This is a genomic window from Bacillus cereus, from assembly GCF_002567495.1.
Classification (GTDB): domain Bacteria; phylum Bacillota; class Bacilli; order Bacillales; family Bacillaceae_G; genus Bacillus_A; species Bacillus_A cereus_AQ.
Map to the genome: position 1 here is coordinate 31698 of NZ_NVAP01000009.1, position 19233 is coordinate 50930.

The window sequence follows — 19233 nt, forward strand, 5'->3', positions numbered from 1 at the left end:
GATGAGTTACTTTTTAGGAAGGATTTTAAAAGGTAGGATGTTTTGGTTGTCTTTATTTATTATGTTAGTAATTGTTACTGCTCAATATATTGCTATGTTTGTAACAACGAAAGGATTTAACGATGATGGGATTATAAAGGTATCTCCATATTTATCTAATATTTTACATTTTAATAGATTACCATTTTATAGTGAGTTTTATCTACTTATATTTCCTATGATCTCTGCAATGGCTGTAGCAGGGATTTATAGAATTGATAAAAATTATGGATTTATTTATCCTGTTATTTCTAAGATGGGAACAAAGCATTATTTTACGCTACTTTATTTTATGAATTTTATTGTATCTTTTTTTATTATAAGTTTCTCTTTGCTATTTAATTTTTATTTATATGCGATGACTTATCCGACAGTTGCTCCGCATCCAATATTAAATTATATGGCTGCTACTGTTTCGCCAACAGCTCAATTTAATACAGTTTATTATGAGTACCCTACTTTATATTTTCTTATGTATGTATTTTTAAATGGTTTATACGGTGCGGTTTTTTCGAGTTTGGCTTTATCAGTTTCGTTTTTTATAAAACGAGCGTATTTTATTTATTTAGTTCCATTTGTTTTACATATTTTTTGGCTTGGTATTGGAAAAGGGATTCTCAATCCTAAAGATTATTTAATTAAAGATTTGGGCTTTTTTGAATTACAAATTTTTCTTAGTGTCCTGTTATGTATTTGGTTTTGTTCTATAGTTCTTTATTTACGGGGGAGTAGGAAGCATGTTCTTTTATAATGTAATGAAAGAAACTATAAGGATGAAATATGTGTGGTTAAGTATTCTCTTTGTACTTAATGTTAGTATCATTGGTTGCTTGTTCAATTATTTTGAACACGGCATTGTAAAAGAGAAAATGAACGAATTGGAAGCTTTGTATAAGGTTATGTCGTTTTATAATTTGTCGACTATATTTATTCCTTTAACAATTGTTTTTTCTGTATATTCTATGTCGAACTTTTTTAGTATTTATGTTGTTTACAGAGTGAATAATGCATTGAAATTAGTTTCTATATATTATTTAAAATTATTCGTTTTTGTTTACTTTTTTGCTGGGATTATGATTTTCCAGTTATTTTTGATGTCAAATAGGATGGCTGTAACTAGTGTTGATGTAAATTATCCATTATTATTTTGTATTCAATTATTTGCGAATGTTTTTATATGTATGATAAGTGCTTTATTGCAATTATTTTTACCTAGTTTACTTGTAATAATATGTATGATTACTGCTGTTTTACTAGATAGATTTATATTACATGGATTTTTATTTGCAAATGCTTTTTATATAAATGTCTTTGAAGATGCTACTGGTTTATTTATACGTTTATTTGGATGTTTTTCTATCTTTTTTATAAGTGTATGGATTTTAGCTAAAAAAAGTTATATTGCTATGAATGATGAGACAGAGGTGATCTAGTTTACATTATGATTTTATATTATTTGTTAAAAAGAGATTTACATGTAAGGTTTAGAGATTCCATCAAGATAATGGCTTTTTTATTCTTAATTTACGCTATGATTGTAGTTACTTTTTTATGCAATCAACCTCTTAGTGATGGTAAAGTACCTGTATTGGTAGATGTTACCTTTTATCGGTTTTTTCATGGAGTAGACTTTGTGGATTTATCTTATTTTTATAAGGAGGGGCGATTCTCTATCCCTTTTTATTGGGTATTCTTTCAAATCACTCCTTTGTTGCTTGTAGGGAATTTTGCTTTTTCAGATATTCAACAGAATGGTGTTTATTTATTTTCTCGTGTTACGAAAAAGCATTTTCTTTGGTTAACGAAAATACTATCTTTGTTTTTTATATCATTAGTATTTGGATTGTTATGTATTTTCTTTGGTTTAGTGCTTACTATTTGCTTTCTTTAGGCGAGCATTCCTTTTTAAATTTATATAGTCAGTTTTCTTATAAGATAGTAGGTACTATGCTAGTTCAAATCATTATCAGCTTTTTATTAGCTTTGATTTTTGAGTTTTTAACGTTTTATATACCAATAACTATTGTTTTTATACTGATGTTGATGTACCTATTTTTTTCTATTTTCTTTCATAGTATTTATTTGTTAGGCTCTTTTGTTATGCCAAATCGTTGGTATTTTGTTGATCATAGTTCAATTCAATTGACTTTAGGTAATAATCAATCTATTCAATGGAATGATTTACTTTTAATAGGAGTAGTAATTGTTGTTGTAATGATTTTATTAGGTAGTTTTTGTTTTAAAAAACTAGATGTGATAGGTGAATAATTTATGGACAATTATATTAAATGTGAATGTATGACGAAAAGATTAAAAGGGAATATTGTGTTAGATAATATTAGTTTGTCAGTGAAAAAAGGCGAATTTTTAGTTTTGAAGGGGCATAATGGCTCTGGTAAAACGATGATTTTACGCGCTATATCAGGGTTGATGCGTTTGAATTCTGGAGTTGTTTATGTAGATAATGAAATGATTGGAAAACAAAAGCAATTTCCTGATTCTATGGGAATATTGATTGAATATCCAAGTTTTATTCCGGGGTATACTGGTTTTCAGAACTTGAAGTTTTTATCATCGATTAACAATAAAATCTCTGATGAGGAAATTTATAATATTATTCAAAGGGTTGGACTTGATAAAACAGATAAGAGAAAGTATAAAAGATACTCTTTAGGTATGAAGCAACGTTTAGGGATAGCGCAAGCTTTAATGGAACAACCAAAATTATTGTTATTAGACGAGCCAACGAATGCTTTAGATAGTGATGGAATAAAAGATGTTTTGGATATTTTGAAAGTAGAAAAATCTAAAGGAACGACTATTATAGTAGCTAGTCATGATGTGCATGTTCTAGATAATGAAATAGTAGATCGCATTGTACATGTTAATAATGGAAAGTTGGTAGATTAAGAGTGACAAGAAATCATGTCTTAATAATCATTGGATTGTGTCTGTTGCTATGTATATTTGCTAGTTTCTTTAGATTTAAAACATTAAATCAAAATAATGAATCTTATAAAGTGGTAAAAGATGAGTTTTTATCTAATAGAACTTTTGAAGATGGACAAGGAGTTACGTTTCATGCACTTGATTCTCTTGATCCTACAAAAGTTTATGATTCTTATGAAGACCGTGAAGTAGTGACGTATGTGTTACCTTTAGATATTACAAATACAACGAATCGGGATATTGACTTGTTTAGTAATGAGTCTATTTCCGATACATTGTTTTATTCTAAAATAGGCGAGTATTATAATTTAATTCCGTATGCAATGGAGTTACCTAAAAAATATCAGTTTGATCCTGTAATACCTGCTGGTAAAACAGTACGAGGATATATAGGGGCAAATTATTTTATAGGAGATGACCCTTATAAAAATTATAAAAACTTTTCAAATGAATCAACTAAAGTGAAATTCATTTCTTTTGTGAAGGATCAGAAAGGGAAATATCATGAATTAGAAATACCAATAAATTAAGAAGATTTATGATTGATACAGATGTACTTTAAGGGTGTTTTTTGTGCTGTGGTTGAGTAGATCTTGCAACATAATAGTATCTTTTAAAGTCGGAGATTTTGCACAGGTGTATCTATGGATGCTGCACCGGCAAAATCTTTGGCTTTTTGTAATTATCGATTTAGATTTAATACGAAATTTGTAACGTGAACTTGAAATAACGAGACAGAGAAAAGAAACGTAACAAATGAAATAAAAACTTTTTCTGAATATAAGGCCTGACATTCGGCCGATTGTTGTCATAGTTATAAGACAAGTGTTACAATTATCATTAGGTATATACATTTTAGTTTTTTAATTAGGAGAAAAATTGGCATAACATACATTTGATGTTTACAACGACTGATTGTAATAGAGAAAAAGAAAAACAATCGGAAGTTTTATTTTAATAAAAGAGGAGCGTATTTCCTATGATCGGTATTTTAAAAAAGGTGTTTGATGTAAACCAACGCCAAATTAAACGTATGCAGAAAACAGTTGAGCAAATTGATGCATTAGAGTCATCTATTAAGCCCCTAACTGATGAACAATTAAAAGGAAAGACGCTTGAATTTAAAGAACGTCTAACAAAAGGTGAAACAGTAGATGATCTATTACCTGAAGCTTTTGCGGTTGTTCGCGAAGCGGCAACTCGTGTTCTTGGAATGCGTCCATATGGCGTACAGTTAATGGGTGGTATTGCCTTACATGAAGGGAATATTTCTGAGATGAAAACGGGTGAAGGTAAAACGTTGACATCTACATTACCTGTATATTTAAATGCTTTAACAGGAAAAGGTGTTCACGTTGTTACAGTCAATGAATACTTAGCACAACGTGATGCTAGCGAAATGGGACAACTTCATGAGTTCCTAGGCTTAACGGTAGGAATTAACTTAAACAGTATGTCACGTGAAGAAAAACAAGAGGCTTATGCTGCTGATATTACGTATAGCACAAATAATGAGCTTGGATTCGATTACTTACGTGACAACATGGTTTTATATAAAGAGCAGTGCGTTCAACGTCCACTTCACTTTGCTATTATCGATGAAGTCGATTCTATTTTAGTCGATGAAGCACGTACGCCGCTTATTATTTCGGGACAAGCTCAAAAATCAACAGAGCTATACATGTTTGCAAATGCATTCGTTCGTACATTAGAAAATGAAAAAGAGTATTCATTTGATGTGAAAACGAAAAATGTAATGTTAACTGAAGATGGTATTACGAAAGCAGAGAAAGCTTTCCATATTGAAAACTTATTTGACTTGAAACATGTCGCACTTCTTCACCATATTAATCAGGCGCTTCGTGCACACGTTGTTATGCACCTTGATACAGATTATGTTGTACAAGAGGGCGAAATCGTAATTGTAGACCAATTCACTGGTCGTCTTATGAAAGGTCGTCGCTATAGCGAAGGTTTGCACCAAGCTATTGAAGCAAAAGAAGGCGTAGAAATTCAAAATGAAAGTATGACACTCGCAACAATTACGTTCCAGAACTATTTCCGTATGTATGAAAAGTTATCTGGTATGACTGGTACGGCGAAAACGGAAGAAGAAGAATTCCGTAGTATTTACAATATGAATGTTATCGTAATTCCAACGAACAAAGATATTATTCGTGATGACCGTGCTGATTTAATCTTCAAATCAATGGAAGGTAAATTCAATGCAGTTGTTGAGGATATTGTAAATCGTCATAAACAAGGGCAACCTATTCTTGTTGGTACAGTTGCAATTGAAACTTCAGAGCTTATTTCAAAAATGTTAACACGTAAAGGTGTACGTCATAACATTTTAAACGCGAAAAACCATGCGCGTGAAGCAGATATCATTGCAGAAGCTGGTATGAAAGGTGCTGTAACAATTGCGACGAATATGGCTGGTCGTGGTACGGATATTAAATTAGGCGATGATATTAAAAATATCGGTCTAGCGGTTATCGGTACAGAGCGTCACGAAAGCCGTCGTATTGATAATCAGTTACGTGGTCGTGCTGGTCGTCAAGGGGACCCTGGTGTAACGCAGTTCTACTTGTCTATGGAAGATGAACTAATGCGCCGCTTCGGTTCTGACAATATGAAAGCGATGATGGATCGTCTTGGTATGGATGATTCACAGCCGATCGAAAGTAAAATGGTTTCTCGCGCGGTAGAATCTGCACAAAAACGTGTAGAAGGAAATAACTATGATGCACGTAAGCAGTTACTGCAGTACGATGATGTACTTCGTCAGCAACGTGAAGTTATTTACAAACAGCGTCAAGAAGTAATGGATTCTGAGAACTTACGCAGTATTATTGAAGGTATGATGAAATCTACGGTAGAACGTGCTGTTGCGCTTCATACACAAGAGGAAATTGAAGAAGATTGGAACATTAAAGGTCTTGTTGACTACTTAAATACAAACCTTCTGCAAGAAGGCGATATAAAAGAAGAAGAGTTACGTCGTCTTGCTCCAGAGGAAATGAGCGAGCCAATTATCGCGAAATTAATAGAAGGTTACAACGACAAAGAAAAGCTTATGCCAGAAGAGCAAATGCGTGAGTTTGAAAAAGTTGTTGTATTCCGAGTAGTAGATACGAAATGGACAGAGCATATTGATGCGATGGATCACCTTCGTGAAGGTATTCATTTACGTGCTTACGGTCAAATCGATCCACTTCGTGAGTATCAAATGGAAGGATTCGCAATGTTCGAGTCAATGATTGCTTCTATTGAAGAGGAAATCTCTCGTTACATTATGAAAGCAGAAATTGAACAAAACTTAGAGCGTCAAGAAGTTGTTCAAGGTGAAGCTGTTCATCCATCTAGCGATGGCGAAGAAGCGAAGAAAAAGCCAGTTGTAAAAGGTGACCAAGTGGGCCGCAACGATTTATGTAAATGTGGTAGCGGTAAAAAATATAAAAACTGCTGTGGTATTGTTCAGTAATATAGGGCGTTAGCCTTTGGCTGCTTTACAAACTTTGATTTCAAAAATGTATAATTAAGAAGGATTAAACTCTCTCCGTAATAAGTGGAGAGAGTTTCCCTTGTTTTCATACGAAAGTAACAGCAATTACATAGAGGTGAAGGAAATGGAATTAGTAGAAATTAGACAGGAATTAGAGAAAATGGCTAAGCGATTAGCGGCTTTTAGGGGGTCTCTTTGACCTCCCTACTAAGGAGAAACAAATTGCAGAATTAGAAGAAAAAATGATGGGCGCAGGATTTTGGGATGACCAACAGGGCGCACAAACTGTAATTAACGAAGCAAATGCGTTAAAAGATATGGTTGGAAGTTTCCGTCAGTTAGATGAGACGTTCGAAAATTTAGAAGTAACGCATGAGCTTTTAAAAGAAGAGTACGATGAAGATTTACATGAGGAATTAGAATCAGAAGTAAAAGGCTTAATTCAAGAAATGAATGAGTATGAGCTTCAGTTACTATTAAGTGATCCTTATGATAAAAATAATGCGATTTTAGAATTACATCCAGGTGCAGGTGGAACTGAGTCACAAGACTGGGGTTCTATGTTATTACGTATGTATACACGTTGGGCTGAAAAACGTGGATTTAAAGTAGAAACGGTTGACTACTTACCAGGTGATGAAGCTGGTATTAAGAGCGTTACTTTATTAATTAAAGGTCATAACGCTTACGGCTACTTAAAAGCAGAGAAAGGTGTACATCGTCTTGTACGTATTTCACCATTCGATTCTTCAGGCCGTCGTCATACATCGTTCGTATCTTGTGAAGTTGTACCTGAGTTCAATGATGAAGTTGAAATTGAAGTGCGTACAGAAGATTTGAAAATTGATACGTATCGTGCAAGTGGAGCGGGTGGACAGCACGTTAATACGACAGATTCAGCAGTTCGTATTACGCATACACCGACAAATACAGTTGTAACGTGTCAGTCAGAGCGTTCACAAATTAAAAACCGTGAGCACGCGATGAAAATGTTAAAAGCGAAATTATATCAAAAGAAACTAGAAGAGCAACAGGCACAATTAGATGAAATCCGCGGGGAGCAAAAAGAAATCGGATGGGGTAGTCAGATCCGTTCTTACGTATTCCACCCGTATTCTCTTGTAAAAGATCACCGTACAAATACAGAGGTTGGTAACGTGCAAGCTGTTATGGATGGAGAAATTGATCCATTTATTGATGCTTACTTACGTTCTCGCATCTAATAAAGTGAAACTTTAATCAGTGGGGGGCATCCCCACTGATTATCAGCCCTCACCAATCGGGCTTTTACGGGCAGTTGATTCCGCACCTAACTTCTTTGCTTTCGCTGAATTTTGAGTTGGGGATCTTACTGCCCGTTAATGCGGGGTAAGCGAAAAAAAGCCAACAAAATTGTTGGCGCATGCTGAGGGTATAGAGGATATAAAGAACTTGATTTTATTTTTATAGATGAAGGAAAGAGGAAGAGAAGTTGGAAACGACAACTTCTCTTTTTGATGGGATTATATGTAGATTACAATGCTGTATATTGTTTTGTAAAAAGTAGAGAATAGTAAAATAGGGCGGTAATAGTGTAAGGTTTTATATAGAACTTTTCTAATTTTCTTTTTAAAAAGGATTCTTTATAGAAGTTTTTACGTTGTTCACAGAATTGAAACAACTTATGAAATCTTTATTTTATCAAGGTTCTCACTGTATTTTTGAAGAATATGAAATATACCTTAGTTTTTCTATATAAAGATAATGCTTATAATGAAAATGAGTGTGTTAGGAATAAAAAGAATATCAACAATGGGGAGCGATAGAAGTGAAAAAGAAATTGTTGGCTATTGCGCTAGGGACATCGGTTGTTTTTGCTTTAGGAGCATGCGGAAATAAAGAAGAGAGTAAGTCTTCGAACCAGTCTGCAAGTACAGACAGCGCAGAACAAATTTTCCAAAGAAGTTGTGCTGGATGTCACGCAACAGATCTATCAGGGGCAACTGGACCTGACTTAAGAAAAGTAGGCGGTAAGTACGATGCTGCAGATATCGAAGAAATTATTAAAAAAGGTCGCGGCTCAATGTCACCAGGACTTATTCAAGGTGAAGATGCGAAAAAAGTAGCTGAATGGTTAGCTGAACATAAATAAAAAGAGTAAAATGGACGAGTTGATAATATAGTCAACTCGTTTTTCTTTTTTTTTGGTGTAACATAACTGTAACAAAAATGTATCCAAACTGGAAACCGTTTGATGTTACAATGGGGTTTGTAGAATTTTGCTGAAATATATTACATAGAGTAGTATTGCTTATGAAAAAGCGTAAGTAAACTGCCTTCAACAAGAAAGACCAGGCGAAAATAAAGGGTGTCTTTTATTTTCAGATGTACAGAAAAGTATTTCGAAAAAAATCATTAAGTATTGGGTGATAAATAATGATAAAAATGACGAATGTTTATAAGGAGTACCCGAATGGTATGAAAGCCATTGCTGGTCTCACAGTTAACATTAAACAAGGTGAGTTCGTATATGTAGTTGGACCGAGTGGAGCCGGAAAATCTACATTTATTAAAATGATGTACCGTGAAGAGAAGCCATCTACAGGATCAATTAATGTAAATGGACTTGTTATTGAAACATTGGCAGAAAGAGATGTTCCATATTTCCGTCGTCAATTAGGCGTAATTTTCCAAGATTTTAAATTGCTACCTAAATTAACGGTATATGAGAATGTTGCGTTTGCTTTAGAAGTAATTGAAGAAGAACCAGATGCAATTCGTGAGCGTGTAACAGAAGTTTTAGGTCTTGTAGGTCTTGAAGATCGTGCAGATGCAATTCCAAGTGAACTTTCGGGCGGAGAGCAGCAACGTGTTGCGATTGCGAGAGCGATTGTAAATCGACCAAAGGTTGTAATTGCCGATGAGCCAACAGGTAACTTAGATATTGAAACAGCTCTTGATATTATGAAGATTTTTACTCGCATTAATGAGCGTGGTACAACAATTGTTATGGCGACGCATAATGCAGATATCGTAAATACAATCCGTCATCGTGTAATCGCGATTGAAGGCGGAAAAATTGTTCGAGACGAGATTGAGGGAGGATACGGATATGAAGGCTAAGACCCTTAGTCGACATTTGCGAGAAGGTGTAAAGAATCTATCACGTAACGGATGGATGACGTTTGCTTCTGTTAGTGCAGTAACAGTTACATTATTACTTGTAGGTGTCTTTTTAACAGCGATTATGAATATGAACCATTTTGCGACGAAAGTAGAGCAAGATGTAGAGATTCGTGTACACATTGATCCAGCTGCAAAAGAAGCTGATCAAAAGAAATTAGAAGAAGATATGAGTAAAATTGCAAAAGTAGATTCTATTAAATATTCTTCTAAAGAAGAAGAGTTAAAACGTTTAATTAAAAGCTTAGGTGATAGCGGAAAAACGTTTGAGTTATTTGAACAAGATAACCCACTTAAAAACGTATTCGTTGTAAAAGCAAAAGAACCAACAGATACAGCGACAATCGCGAAGAAGGTTGAAAAAATGCAGTTTGTCAGTAATGTTCAGTACGGAAAAGGGCAAGTTGAACGATTATTTGATACTGTAAAAACTGGTCGTAACATTGGGATTGCGTTAATTGCTGGTCTTTTATTTACAGCGATGTTCTTAATCTCTAACACAATTAAAATTACAATTTATGCTCGTAGTACAGAAATTGAAATTATGAAACTTGTTGGTGCAACAAACTGGTTCATTCGTTGGCCGTTCTTGCTAGAGGGATTATTCTTAGGAGTATTAGGATCAATTATTCCAATTGGCCTAATTCTAGTTACGTATAATTCACTACAAGGTGTGTTTAACGAAAAACTTGGTGGAACAATTTTCGAACTTCTACCATACAGTCCTTTCGTATTCCAATTAGCTGGTTTACTAGTGTTAATCGGTGCGTTAATCGGTATGTGGGGAAGTGTAATGTCAATTCGTCGCTTCTTAAAAGTATAAAAAGTTGCAAACATAATTCGTACAAGCTTATCATATAGTAGAAATAGGTAAAGGCATCACACACTGTGTGATGCCTTTTGCTACACCACCTGTGTGTTTTGGAAAGGGGAATTCCGCATTGAAACGTAGAGTTGCAATTATTGGAATGGTTATTGCATTTTTAATTGGTGCTGGCGGAATGTTTGCAGGCATGTCTGTATTTGGGGTTAACCCAGCAGAAGTAACGCAAACAATTTCGAGTGGGAACGCTAGCACTGCGCAAGGGAATTTGGCAAAAATTAATGAGGCGTATGCACTGATTGATTCACGTTATGTGGAAGACGTGAAAGATGAAAAGTTAGTCGAAGGTGCGATACAAGGTATGTTGTCTACGCTGAAGGACCCTTATTCCACGTATATGGATAAAGAAACAGCCAAACAGTTTAGTGAATCGCTTGATCCTGAATTAGAGGGGATTGGGGCTGAGGTGAACAAGACGGACGATAAGCTTATTATCGTATCGCCAATTAAAGGTTCACCAGCAGAAAAGATAGGAATTAAACCGAATGACCAAATTTTATCTGTAGATGGAAACAGTGTGAAAGACTTATCACGTGAAGAAGCAGTATTAAAAATTCGTGGTAAAAAGGGAACGACTGTCGCAATTGAAATTAAACGTGCGGGAGTAACTGATCCGATTGTATTTAAAATTAAGCGTGAAAAGATTCCGATCTTTACAGTGTTTAGTTCTGTGAAGCAAGAGAGCGGAAAAGATATCGGTTATATGCAAATTACTTCTTTTGCTGAAAATACAGCGAAAGAATTTAAGGATCAGTTAAAAGAGTTGGAGAAGAAAAATATAAAAGGCTTAGTTATTGACGTGCGTGGTAATCCTGGTGGCTATTTAAATAGTGTAGAAGATATACTAGGGGAAATTATGACGAATAAAAAGCCGATGCTGCAAGTAGAGCAACGAAATGGTGAGAAGAAGAAGTTCTCTACGGAACTGAAAGAGAGAAAACCATATCCAATTTCAGTATTAATTGATAATGGAAGTGCTTCTGCTTCAGAGATTTTAGCGGGTGCGCTGAAAGAAGGAGAAGGATACGATTTAATTGGTGAAAAAACATTTGGTAAAGGTACCGTCCAGCAAGCTGTTCCATTTAAAGATGGCAGCAACATTAAATTAACGATGTTTAAATGGTTAACACCGGATGGGAACTGGATTCATAAAAAAGGAATCGCGCCAACAGTAGAAGTGAAGCAACCAAATTATTATCATGCGACACCAATTCAAATTGAAAAGACACTTTCATATAATGCAAATGATGTACAAGTAAAACATGCTCAAGAAATGCTTAAGAGCTTAGGATATGTACCAGGCCGTGAAGATGGATACTTTAGTAAAGAGACGGAATCGGCACTGAAAGCATTCCAAAATGCGAATGAGATGGAAGCGACAGGACAGCTGGATAAAAAGACAGCTGAAGCGATTCAAACTAAAATTATCGAAAAAATCCGTTCTGGAGAAAATGATCTACAATTACAGTCAGCATTAAAAATAATGGCAAAATAAGACGAAATACAGGCAGTTTGCTGCCTGTATTTTTTTGTGTTAAACAAACGCTTGTTTAGTTATGATAATATAAAAAGAAAGAATGATATAAATGGTGGTGAATGAGTTCGTGGAGGCGTGGATTTTTGAAATAATGCGGGCAGTTGGACGTTTTTTCTTACACCCTGCTGTCTATATATTTGTAATAAGTAGTATCTTCGTTGGATACTTACGTATGTTACGAGAAAGAAAAGATTTTTCTTTTAAAGTTTATGATATTTGGTTTGAACTGCGAACCTCTCTATTTGCAGGGATTGGATACGGATTAGTAGTATCTATTATTACGATTGGGCTTGGACTTGTTGTTGCTAAAGCAAGCTTATGGGCTATTTTAATTTGGACGTTACTATTTGGGTTAACGGCTATGTATCGATATTTATCGGCAGCTTATACATTTAGCATTGCGATTGTATGTGTTCTATTATCTTCTAAGCTACCATTTTCCTTCTTACAGCTTCGAGAAGGTGAAGAGAGTACCATTGTATCCCTTGCTATTTTACTAGGCGTTATGCTTATTGTGGAAGGTTTATTGATTTCTAAAAACGCGGTAGGATATTCTACACCGAAGATTAGGAAAGGGAAGCGTGGGCTAAAGATTGGTTTACACGAATCAAAGCGTTTATGGATCGTTCCTATTTTTATTCTTGTACCTGGTGATGCGGTAACGCAGTTTATTTCATGGTGGCCTGTCGTTTCAATAGGTTCAAATACATATTCTCTATTCCTCGTTCCATTTTTAATTGGGTTTATGAGAAAGATTAGAAGTTATGAGCCGACGGAAGCTTTATTGTTTACAGGAAGACGTGTTTATGGATTAGCAGGACTTGTGCTTGTTTTAGGAATCGCAAGTTACTGGTGGCACGTACTTGCAATTATCGCAATGGGAGTCGCAATGCTTGGACGTTTCACAATTTCGATGCAAGAAAAAATTGCCGATGAAACAAGACCAGCATATTTTGCTGCACGCAATGATGGGCTCGTTGTATTGGATACAATTCCAAATACAATTGGAGCAGAGCTAAAACTACTGCCTGGAGAAATTATTACGAAAGTAAATGGAGTCATTCCAAAAAGCGCCGAGGAATTTTATGATGCGCTTCAAACGAAGACGACAGGAGCATTTTGTAAATTAGAAGTATTAGATACAAATGGTGAGATTCGTCTTGCGCAAACTGCATTATATGCTGGTGGACATCACGAATTAGGTATTGTATTCGTTGAGCAGGAGCATAAGTGGGATTCGGAAGCGATGTAATAGAAGTGAGGGTGTTACCAATAGGTGACACCCTTTTTGTTTGGGGAGATAGGAGAGGTAGTAAATGAAATTTATATCGACTTTCCAGTAAAAACGATAACTATCACAAACTTTATATTTAATTTCATAGGTGAATCACTTGAATAATTATTTGATAATGGTTATCATTTAGGGAGTCTTTTTAATTTTGGAAAATGGAGGTAAGATATGCTGCGTAAATTTTTCTCTTACTATAAACCGTATAGAGGTTTATTTATACTCGACTTTTCTTGTGCGGTTGTCGCAGGATTACTAGAACTTGGCTTCCCGCTTATCGTAAATCAATTTATTGATAAGTTATTGCCAGGACAAAACTGGACGCTTATTTTATGGGCTTGTTTCGGTCTGCTTGCAGTTTATATGTTAAACGCAGGCTTACAATATGTTGTTACATATTGGGGGCATATGCTTGGTGTTAACATTGAAACAGATATGAGGCAGAAATTATTTGATCATATTCAAAAGCTATCATTCAGATTTTTTGATAATAATAAAACAGGGCATTTAATTTCACGTCTTACGAACGATTTAATGGAAATTGGGGAAATTGCTCATCATGGACCAGAAGATTTATTTATCGCTATTATGACTTTAGTTGGGGCATTCTCATTTATGATGATGATTAACTGGAAGTTAGCGCTATTAACATTCTTTGTCATTCCATTCCTACTATGGTTGGCACTTTACTTCAACAAAAAAATGACAGGTACGTTCAGACGTTTATTCTCAGATGTTGCTGATTTTAATGCATGTATCGAGAACAATGTTGGTGGTATTCGTGTTGTACAAGCATTCGGGAATGAACAGTTTGAGAAAGAGCAATTTGCTGTTAACAACGCTCGTTTCCGTACAACAAAATTAATGGCGTATAAAATTATGGCGTTAAATTCGTCGATTAGTTATATGCTCATGCGTCTCGTAACGCTCTTCGTATTAATATGTGGTACATGGTTTGTTCTGCAAGGAGAATTAACGTACGGTGGATTTATCGGATTCGTTCTATTAACGAATATTTTCTTCCGCCCAATTGAAAAAATTAACGCGGTAATCGAAAGCTATCCGAAAGGGATCGCCGGTTTTAAAAGGTATGTAGAGCTTCTTGAAACAGAGCCAGATATTGTAGACTCTAAAGATGCAATGGAAGTGAAGCAGGTGCATGGTGATATTCAATATAGCAACATTACGTTCGGATATGAAAATAAAGAACCGATTTTAAATGATATTAGTTTGAAAATACATGCAGGTGAAACGGTTGCGTTCGTTGGACCATCAGGAGCTGGAAAAACAACGTTATGTAGCTTACTCCCACGTTTTTATGAACAATCGTCTGGTTCAATCCAAATTGATGGTATTGATACGAAAGATATGACGTTATCTTCACTTCGTAAGCAAATTGGGATTGTGCAGCAAGATGTGTTTTTATTCTCAGGAACGATTCGTGAAAATATTGCTTACGGAAATTTAAAGGCGTCAGAAGCTGAAATTTGGCAGGCAGTAAAACGTGCGCAGTTAGAAGACTTAATTTACTCACAACCAGAAGGTTTAGATACTGTTATCGGTGAGCGCGGCGTGAAACTTTCAGGAGGACAGAAGCAGCGTCTAGCGATTGCACGTATGTTCTTGAAAAATCCGCCAATTTTAATACTTGATGAAGCAACTTCCGCACTAGATACAGAGACGGAACTAGCGATTCAAAAATCACTTGCCGAACTATCTGTCGGCCGTACAACATTAGTTATTGCTCATAGACTTGCAACGATTAAAAATGCAGATCGTATCGTCGTTGTAAATAAAGATGGTATTGCAGAACAAGGGTCACATGATGAACTAATCGGACAAGGCGGAGGATATAGCAGATTATATGAAGCGCAGTTTAGTTCATAAATATAATTTCTGCCGAATTAGCACACCATATAAGTAGATGGAAATCTCATATGGGAGGCTATAAAGTATGATTGTAACAACAACATCTACAATTCAAGGAAAAGAAATTATTGAGTATATCGATATCGTGAATGGAGAAGCGATTATGGGCGCGAATATCGTTCGTGACCTCTTCGCATCTGTCCGTGACGTTGTCGGCGGTCGTGCTGGTGCTTATGAAAGTAAATTAAAAGAAGCGCGCGACATTGCAATGGAAGAGATGAAAACTTTCGCAAGACAAAAAAACGCGAATGCCATTGTTGGTATCGACGTGGACTACGAAGTAGTTCGCGAAGGAATGCTAATGGTTGCTGTGAGCGGGACTGCTGTCCGTATATAAAGTAAAAAGCCGTGCTGATGCATGGCTTTTTACTTTATATGTCGAAGTTCCAATATTTCTTGGGAAATGCGGAAGGTCCCGTCGATATATAGGGAAGACATTAGAGCGCTTCTTTACATTTCCGGATTTGAACTAATAATGTTTCGTATTCTCGTTCGAGTGATTTGATGTCATCGTGATGATTTGGAATGGAAATTCGGCCGATGATTTCTGTTAATTTTGTTTGTAATCGTAATAATTCTTGTTCAGTAACGTTTACAGAATCCCCAGTTGTTCTTTTTGTGTATTGCTCGTAATTACCATGGAATACTCTTGGTTCACTCTCATCTACTTGTAGAATATGGTCTGCAACAGAGCGAATAAAGGCACGGTCATGGCTAATGAAAAGTATAGTGCCAGGATATTCTTGTAACATGCTTTCTAATTCTTCTTGCGTCGCTAAGTCTAAATAGTTTGTCAAACTAATTTCTATTTACTATTTTTGAATTTATTATTATACAATTGTGCTTTTGCCAGCGCCTCAGCATCGTTTTTGATTTCATCTAATCCATTCGCATCCCCAATAACATAACCTTCAAATGATGAACCAACAAAATCAAAGATATATTGGAATTGAGCGATAAGCGGTAATGCTTTTAGCCTTGGATTGTCCCCGCCAACGATGACAATATACATTTTTTTGCCTTTCATTTTTTCTTTGAAATGAAGAGATGTATCGCGCAAGCTTTGTGACCAGCGATCAACAAAGTTTTTCATATGTCCACTCATTCCGTACCAATATAATGGTGTAGCAAAGATAATCGTGTCGTGCTCTAGCATGCGTTTGGTTAACTGCTTATAGTCATCATTTACAGGTTGGAATCCTTCTGCATCATGACGTTGGTCTGTAATAGGATGGACGGTATGGTCTCGCAAGTAAATTTGTTCTGTTTCCATTCCAGCGATCATCATATGTGTTAAAGCTTCTGTATTTCCGTTTTGTCTTGAACTGCCATGTATAACAAACATGTAATCATCCCTTTTCTTTTGTTTGTTTTAGGAGTGAAACGTGTTTTTGCAAATTCGTTTGAATGTTGGAAAGTAATGTGATTTGCTTTGTTACTTCATTGAGTTTATCTTCGTAAAGCGTAAGAATGCTGCTGCACGGATTGTCGTATAGATGCGGTTCAATTTCAAGGCAGCGCAGCATCCTTGCCGTCTCTTCTAAATTTAAGCCAATTTGTAAGTACATTTGAATAAGTTCTACTTTTTCAATAGCACTTTCATCAAAATCACGGTAGCCATTTGCGAGGCGCTTAGAAGGGAGTAGTCCCTTTTCTTCGTAATGTCTTAGTGATCTTTCACTAACGCCAGTTTCTTTTGATAATTCTCCAATTCGCAATGTGTTTCACTCCTTTTACATGTATTGTAAACCTTCACACTAATGTGAAGGTCAATGCTGTTTTTTCGCAAAAGAATTTACATGATTTAAGAACACTTGAATGGCTTTAGATGGAATGAAATATTTGCCGCGCACGATGGAGAATGGACGGATTAGTTGTTCATTTGGAATTTCAACGTGGAATAGTTCTTTTGCTAGTAGTTCCTTTCGAACAGTCCAATCTGAAAGGATAGCGATGCCAAGCCCAGCGGCGACGGCTTCTTTTACACTTTGAATGCTACTGAATGTAAAGAATCGCTTCAGTTTTAAATGATGTTGATGAATAAAGCGATCGCTATAGGCGCGTGTCCCAGAACCACTCTCTCTTAATACCCATACTTGTTCTTGAAGGGTAGATTCGTTTATATCCTTGGTGTGAAGTAATGGGTGATTTGGAGGAACGACAAGCTTCATTTCATCTTGCATAAACGTTTCAACATCTACGTCGGCGTATACGACTTGTCCTTCCACTAGGCCGATATCAATTTGATTAGAGCGAAGGCTTTGCAAAACTTCTTCTGTATTTGAGATAAAGGTATGAACTTCGACGTGTGGATTTTCGTTCGCATAGTTAGCAAGTATTTTTGGAAGTAAGTATTCGCCAATTGTAAAACTAGCACCGATGCGAAGTGTTCCTGTTACAACGTTATGTAGTTCGTTAATTTCTTGCTTGGCTTCTTCATAAAGAGAGAGCATTTGCTTTGCGTGTATGTACAAAATGTTTCCGGCTTCCGTAACTTGGACATGCTTCGGAGAGCGCTGAATAAGTGTAGTTCCAAATTCGTTTTCTAAGTTGCGTATATGCATACTTACACCGGGCTGTGAAAGGTTTAATAATTCTGCAGCACGAGAGAAATGTTTTTGTTCAACGACAGTAACAAAAATTTTTAAGATGTCTACGTTCATTTGCTAGACTCCTTTCAGTTTCTTTTATCTTATCATAAGTATTTATGATGATAGAGATTCATTATTGATATTAAACTTATTATAAAAACTCTCTTATAATGTAAGTAGAAAGAACATGCATGTTCCAATACGATTATTGGGGTGGTACAAAGTGGAACAAACACTTGTTATACAAAAGAAGAAGGGCTTTGGATTTTCGCAAGGAATTGGGATTACATTATTAATCGCAATTGCTGCGAAATATTTAGCAGAGCTTCCATTTTTAAATATTATGGGACAATTAGTAATTGCTATTCTAATTGGGATGGTTTGGCGAGCAGCTATCGGAGTTCCGCAAGAAGCGATAGCTGGAACGAATTTCGCGAGTAAGAAGTTGCTTCGCTTTGGAATCATCTTACTTGGAATGCGATTAAATCTTGTTGATATTGCGAAGGCAGGGCCGAAAGTATTGGTCATCGCAGCGGTTGTTATTACATTTACAATTTTCGTTGTATACGGACTAACCAAAGTATTTAAAGTAGAAAAGAAACTTGGGATTTTAACAGCGTGCGGGACGGCAATTTGCGGTGCAGCTGCGGTCGTGGCAATTGCACCGCAAGTGAAAGCAAAAGATGACGAAACAGCAGTTGGGGCAGCGATAATTGCTATTTTAGGTACAATATTTACGCTTATTTATACGTTATTATATCCAGTGCTTGGTTTATCTCCGTACGGTTACGGTGTATTCTCGGGAGCGACGCTGCATGAAATTGCCCATGTCATCGCAGCTGCGGCACCAGGAGGAAGCGCGTCAGTTGATATTGCAGTTATTGTGAAATTAACACGCGTAGCGATGCTTGTACCAGTAGCGATTTTAATCGGATTATGGTTTGGTAAGAGTGAGGGCAGCACAGAAAAAAGATCGTGGCGCGACCTTCCAATTCCTTGGTTCATCTTCGGATTTTTAGCGATGAGTGCAGTGCATTCACTTGGAATTATTCCAGAAGTTGTCGCGGGCTACATTGTGGTCATTGCTTATATGCTAATCGCAATGGCGATGGCAGGACTTGGTTTAAATGTAGAGTTTAAAACGTTCCGTAAATTAGGAAGTAAAGCGTTCGTGGCAGGGTTGATTGGCTCGGTTTGCTTATCGGTTCTTGGATACGTTCTTGTATGGGGATTAGGATTTATGTAGTAGGAAGGAGGCATCTTATTAGATGTCTCTTTTTTTACCTTTTTCTGTAAAGTTATCTTTACTTGCAACTGGAAAATATTTATAATTTAAGTAAAGATATC

General features: G+C 35.9%; 18 protein-coding genes and 1 pseudogene. 15 read left to right on the forward strand and 4 right to left on the reverse strand.

The window, feature by feature from the left end:
• Position 1: 1 nt before the first annotated feature.
• From COK05_RS04090 to COK05_RS04160, 14 genes and pseudogenes are all read left to right on the forward strand, one after another.
• Positions 2 to 790 (forward strand): hypothetical protein, encoded by a 789-nt coding sequence (locus COK05_RS04090; protein ID WP_098611571.1) that lies wholly within the window; start codon positions 2 to 4, stop codon positions 788 to 790.
• Positions 777 to 1472: a hypothetical protein gene (locus tag COK05_RS04095; RefSeq protein ID WP_098611572.1), complete on the forward strand. Its 696-nt coding sequence runs from the start codon at positions 777 to 779 to the stop codon at positions 1470 to 1472. Before COK05_RS04090 ends, COK05_RS04095 begins: the two co-directional genes overlap by 14 nt.
• 71 nt (positions 1473 to 1543) lie before the next feature.
• Positions 1544 to 2307: pseudogene (locus COK05_RS04100) on the forward strand (hypothetical protein).
• Positions 2308 to 2310: 3 nt separating this feature from the next.
• The gene (locus COK05_RS04105) at positions 2311 to 2949 is read left to right on the forward strand and encodes an ATP-binding cassette domain-containing protein (protein WP_000371031.1); all 639 of its coding nucleotides are present in this window, start codon (positions 2311 to 2313) and stop codon (positions 2947 to 2949) included.
• Between the two features lie 41 nt (positions 2950 to 2990).
• Complete coding sequence (locus COK05_RS04110; RefSeq protein ID WP_098611673.1) at positions 2991 to 3518, forward strand: hypothetical protein; 528 nt, start codon at positions 2991 to 2993, stop codon at positions 3516 to 3518.
• A 449-nt stretch (positions 3519 to 3967) separates the two neighbouring features.
• Positions 3968 to 6475, forward strand: a complete 2508-nt coding sequence (gene secA, locus COK05_RS04115; RefSeq protein ID WP_098611573.1) for a preprotein translocase subunit SecA — start codon at positions 3968 to 3970, stop codon at positions 6473 to 6475.
• A gap of 145 nt (positions 6476 to 6620) precedes the next feature.
• Positions 6621 to 7719 (forward strand): peptide chain release factor 2 gene (prfB, locus tag COK05_RS04120; protein WP_098611574.1). Its coding sequence is split into 2 segments (ribosomal slippage): positions 6621 to 6692 and positions 6694 to 7719, totalling 1098 coding nucleotides; the frame shifts between segments, so codons are not numbered across the junction.
• A 584-nt stretch (positions 7720 to 8303) separates the two neighbouring features.
• Positions 8304 to 8627 (forward strand): cytochrome c551, encoded by a 324-nt coding sequence (cccB, locus tag COK05_RS04130; RefSeq protein ID WP_000727972.1) that lies wholly within the window; start codon positions 8304 to 8306, stop codon positions 8625 to 8627.
• Positions 8628 to 8911: 284 nt separating this feature from the next.
• Positions 8912 to 9598, forward strand: a complete 687-nt coding sequence (gene ftsE / locus COK05_RS04135; RefSeq protein ID WP_000594326.1) for a cell division ATP-binding protein FtsE — start codon at positions 8912 to 8914, stop codon at positions 9596 to 9598.
• Positions 9588 to 10481 carry a permease-like cell division protein FtsX gene (gene ftsX / locus COK05_RS04140; protein ID WP_000645028.1) on the forward strand — a complete coding sequence of 298 codons (894 nt, stop codon included), beginning with the start codon at positions 9588 to 9590 and terminating at the stop codon, positions 10479 to 10481. The genes ftsE and ftsX overlap by 11 nt, the downstream gene beginning before the upstream one ends.
• 118 nt (positions 10482 to 10599) lie before the next feature.
• Complete coding sequence (locus tag COK05_RS04145; RefSeq protein ID WP_098611575.1) at positions 10600 to 12036, forward strand: S41 family peptidase; 1437 nt, start codon at positions 10600 to 10602, stop codon at positions 12034 to 12036.
• A 91-nt stretch (positions 12037 to 12127) separates the two neighbouring features.
• A complete protein-coding gene (locus tag COK05_RS04150) occupies positions 12128 to 13330 on the forward strand; it encodes a PDZ domain-containing protein (RefSeq protein WP_098611576.1) in 1203 nt (400 codons plus the stop codon).
• Positions 13331 to 13537: 207 nt separating this feature from the next.
• Complete coding sequence (locus COK05_RS04155; RefSeq protein ID WP_098611577.1) at positions 13538 to 15253, forward strand: ABC transporter ATP-binding protein; 1716 nt, start codon at positions 13538 to 13540, stop codon at positions 15251 to 15253.
• A 67-nt stretch (positions 15254 to 15320) separates the two neighbouring features.
• Positions 15321 to 15632: a heavy metal-binding domain-containing protein gene (locus tag COK05_RS04160; protein WP_000637523.1), complete on the forward strand. Its 312-nt coding sequence runs from the start codon at positions 15321 to 15323 to the stop codon at positions 15630 to 15632.
• A 100-nt stretch (positions 15633 to 15732) separates the two neighbouring features.
• On the opposite strand, the gene COK05_RS04165 is transcribed toward COK05_RS04160, so the two are convergent.
• From COK05_RS04165 to COK05_RS04180, 4 genes are read right to left on the reverse strand one after another with little or no spacing between them, the layout of a single operon-like run.
• Positions 15733 to 16092 carry a macrolide transporter gene (locus tag COK05_RS04165; RefSeq protein WP_098611578.1) on the reverse strand — a complete coding sequence of 120 codons (360 nt, stop codon included), beginning with the start codon at positions 16090 to 16092 and terminating at the stop codon, positions 15733 to 15735.
• A gap of 8 nt (positions 16093 to 16100) precedes the next feature.
• Positions 16101 to 16640 carry a flavodoxin family protein gene (locus COK05_RS04170; RefSeq protein ID WP_098611579.1) on the reverse strand — a complete coding sequence of 180 codons (540 nt, stop codon included), beginning with the start codon at positions 16638 to 16640 and terminating at the stop codon, positions 16101 to 16103.
• Positions 16641 to 16644: 4 nt separating this feature from the next.
• On the reverse strand, positions 16645 to 17013 hold the full coding sequence (locus COK05_RS04175; RefSeq protein WP_043935811.1) for a MerR family transcriptional regulator: 369 nt from the start codon (positions 17011 to 17013) through the stop codon (positions 16645 to 16647).
• Positions 17014 to 17064: 51 nt separating this feature from the next.
• The gene (locus COK05_RS04180; RefSeq protein ID WP_098611580.1) at positions 17065 to 17958 is read right to left on the reverse strand and encodes a LysR family transcriptional regulator; all 894 of its coding nucleotides are present in this window, start codon (positions 17956 to 17958) and stop codon (positions 17065 to 17067) included.
• 151 nt (positions 17959 to 18109) lie between these two features.
• On the opposite strand from COK05_RS04180, the gene COK05_RS04185 reads away from it, so the two are divergent.
• On the forward strand, positions 18110 to 19132 hold the full coding sequence (locus COK05_RS04185; protein ID WP_141538891.1) for a YeiH family protein: 1023 nt from the start codon (positions 18110 to 18112) through the stop codon (positions 19130 to 19132).
• Positions 19133 to 19233: the final 101 nt, after the last annotated feature.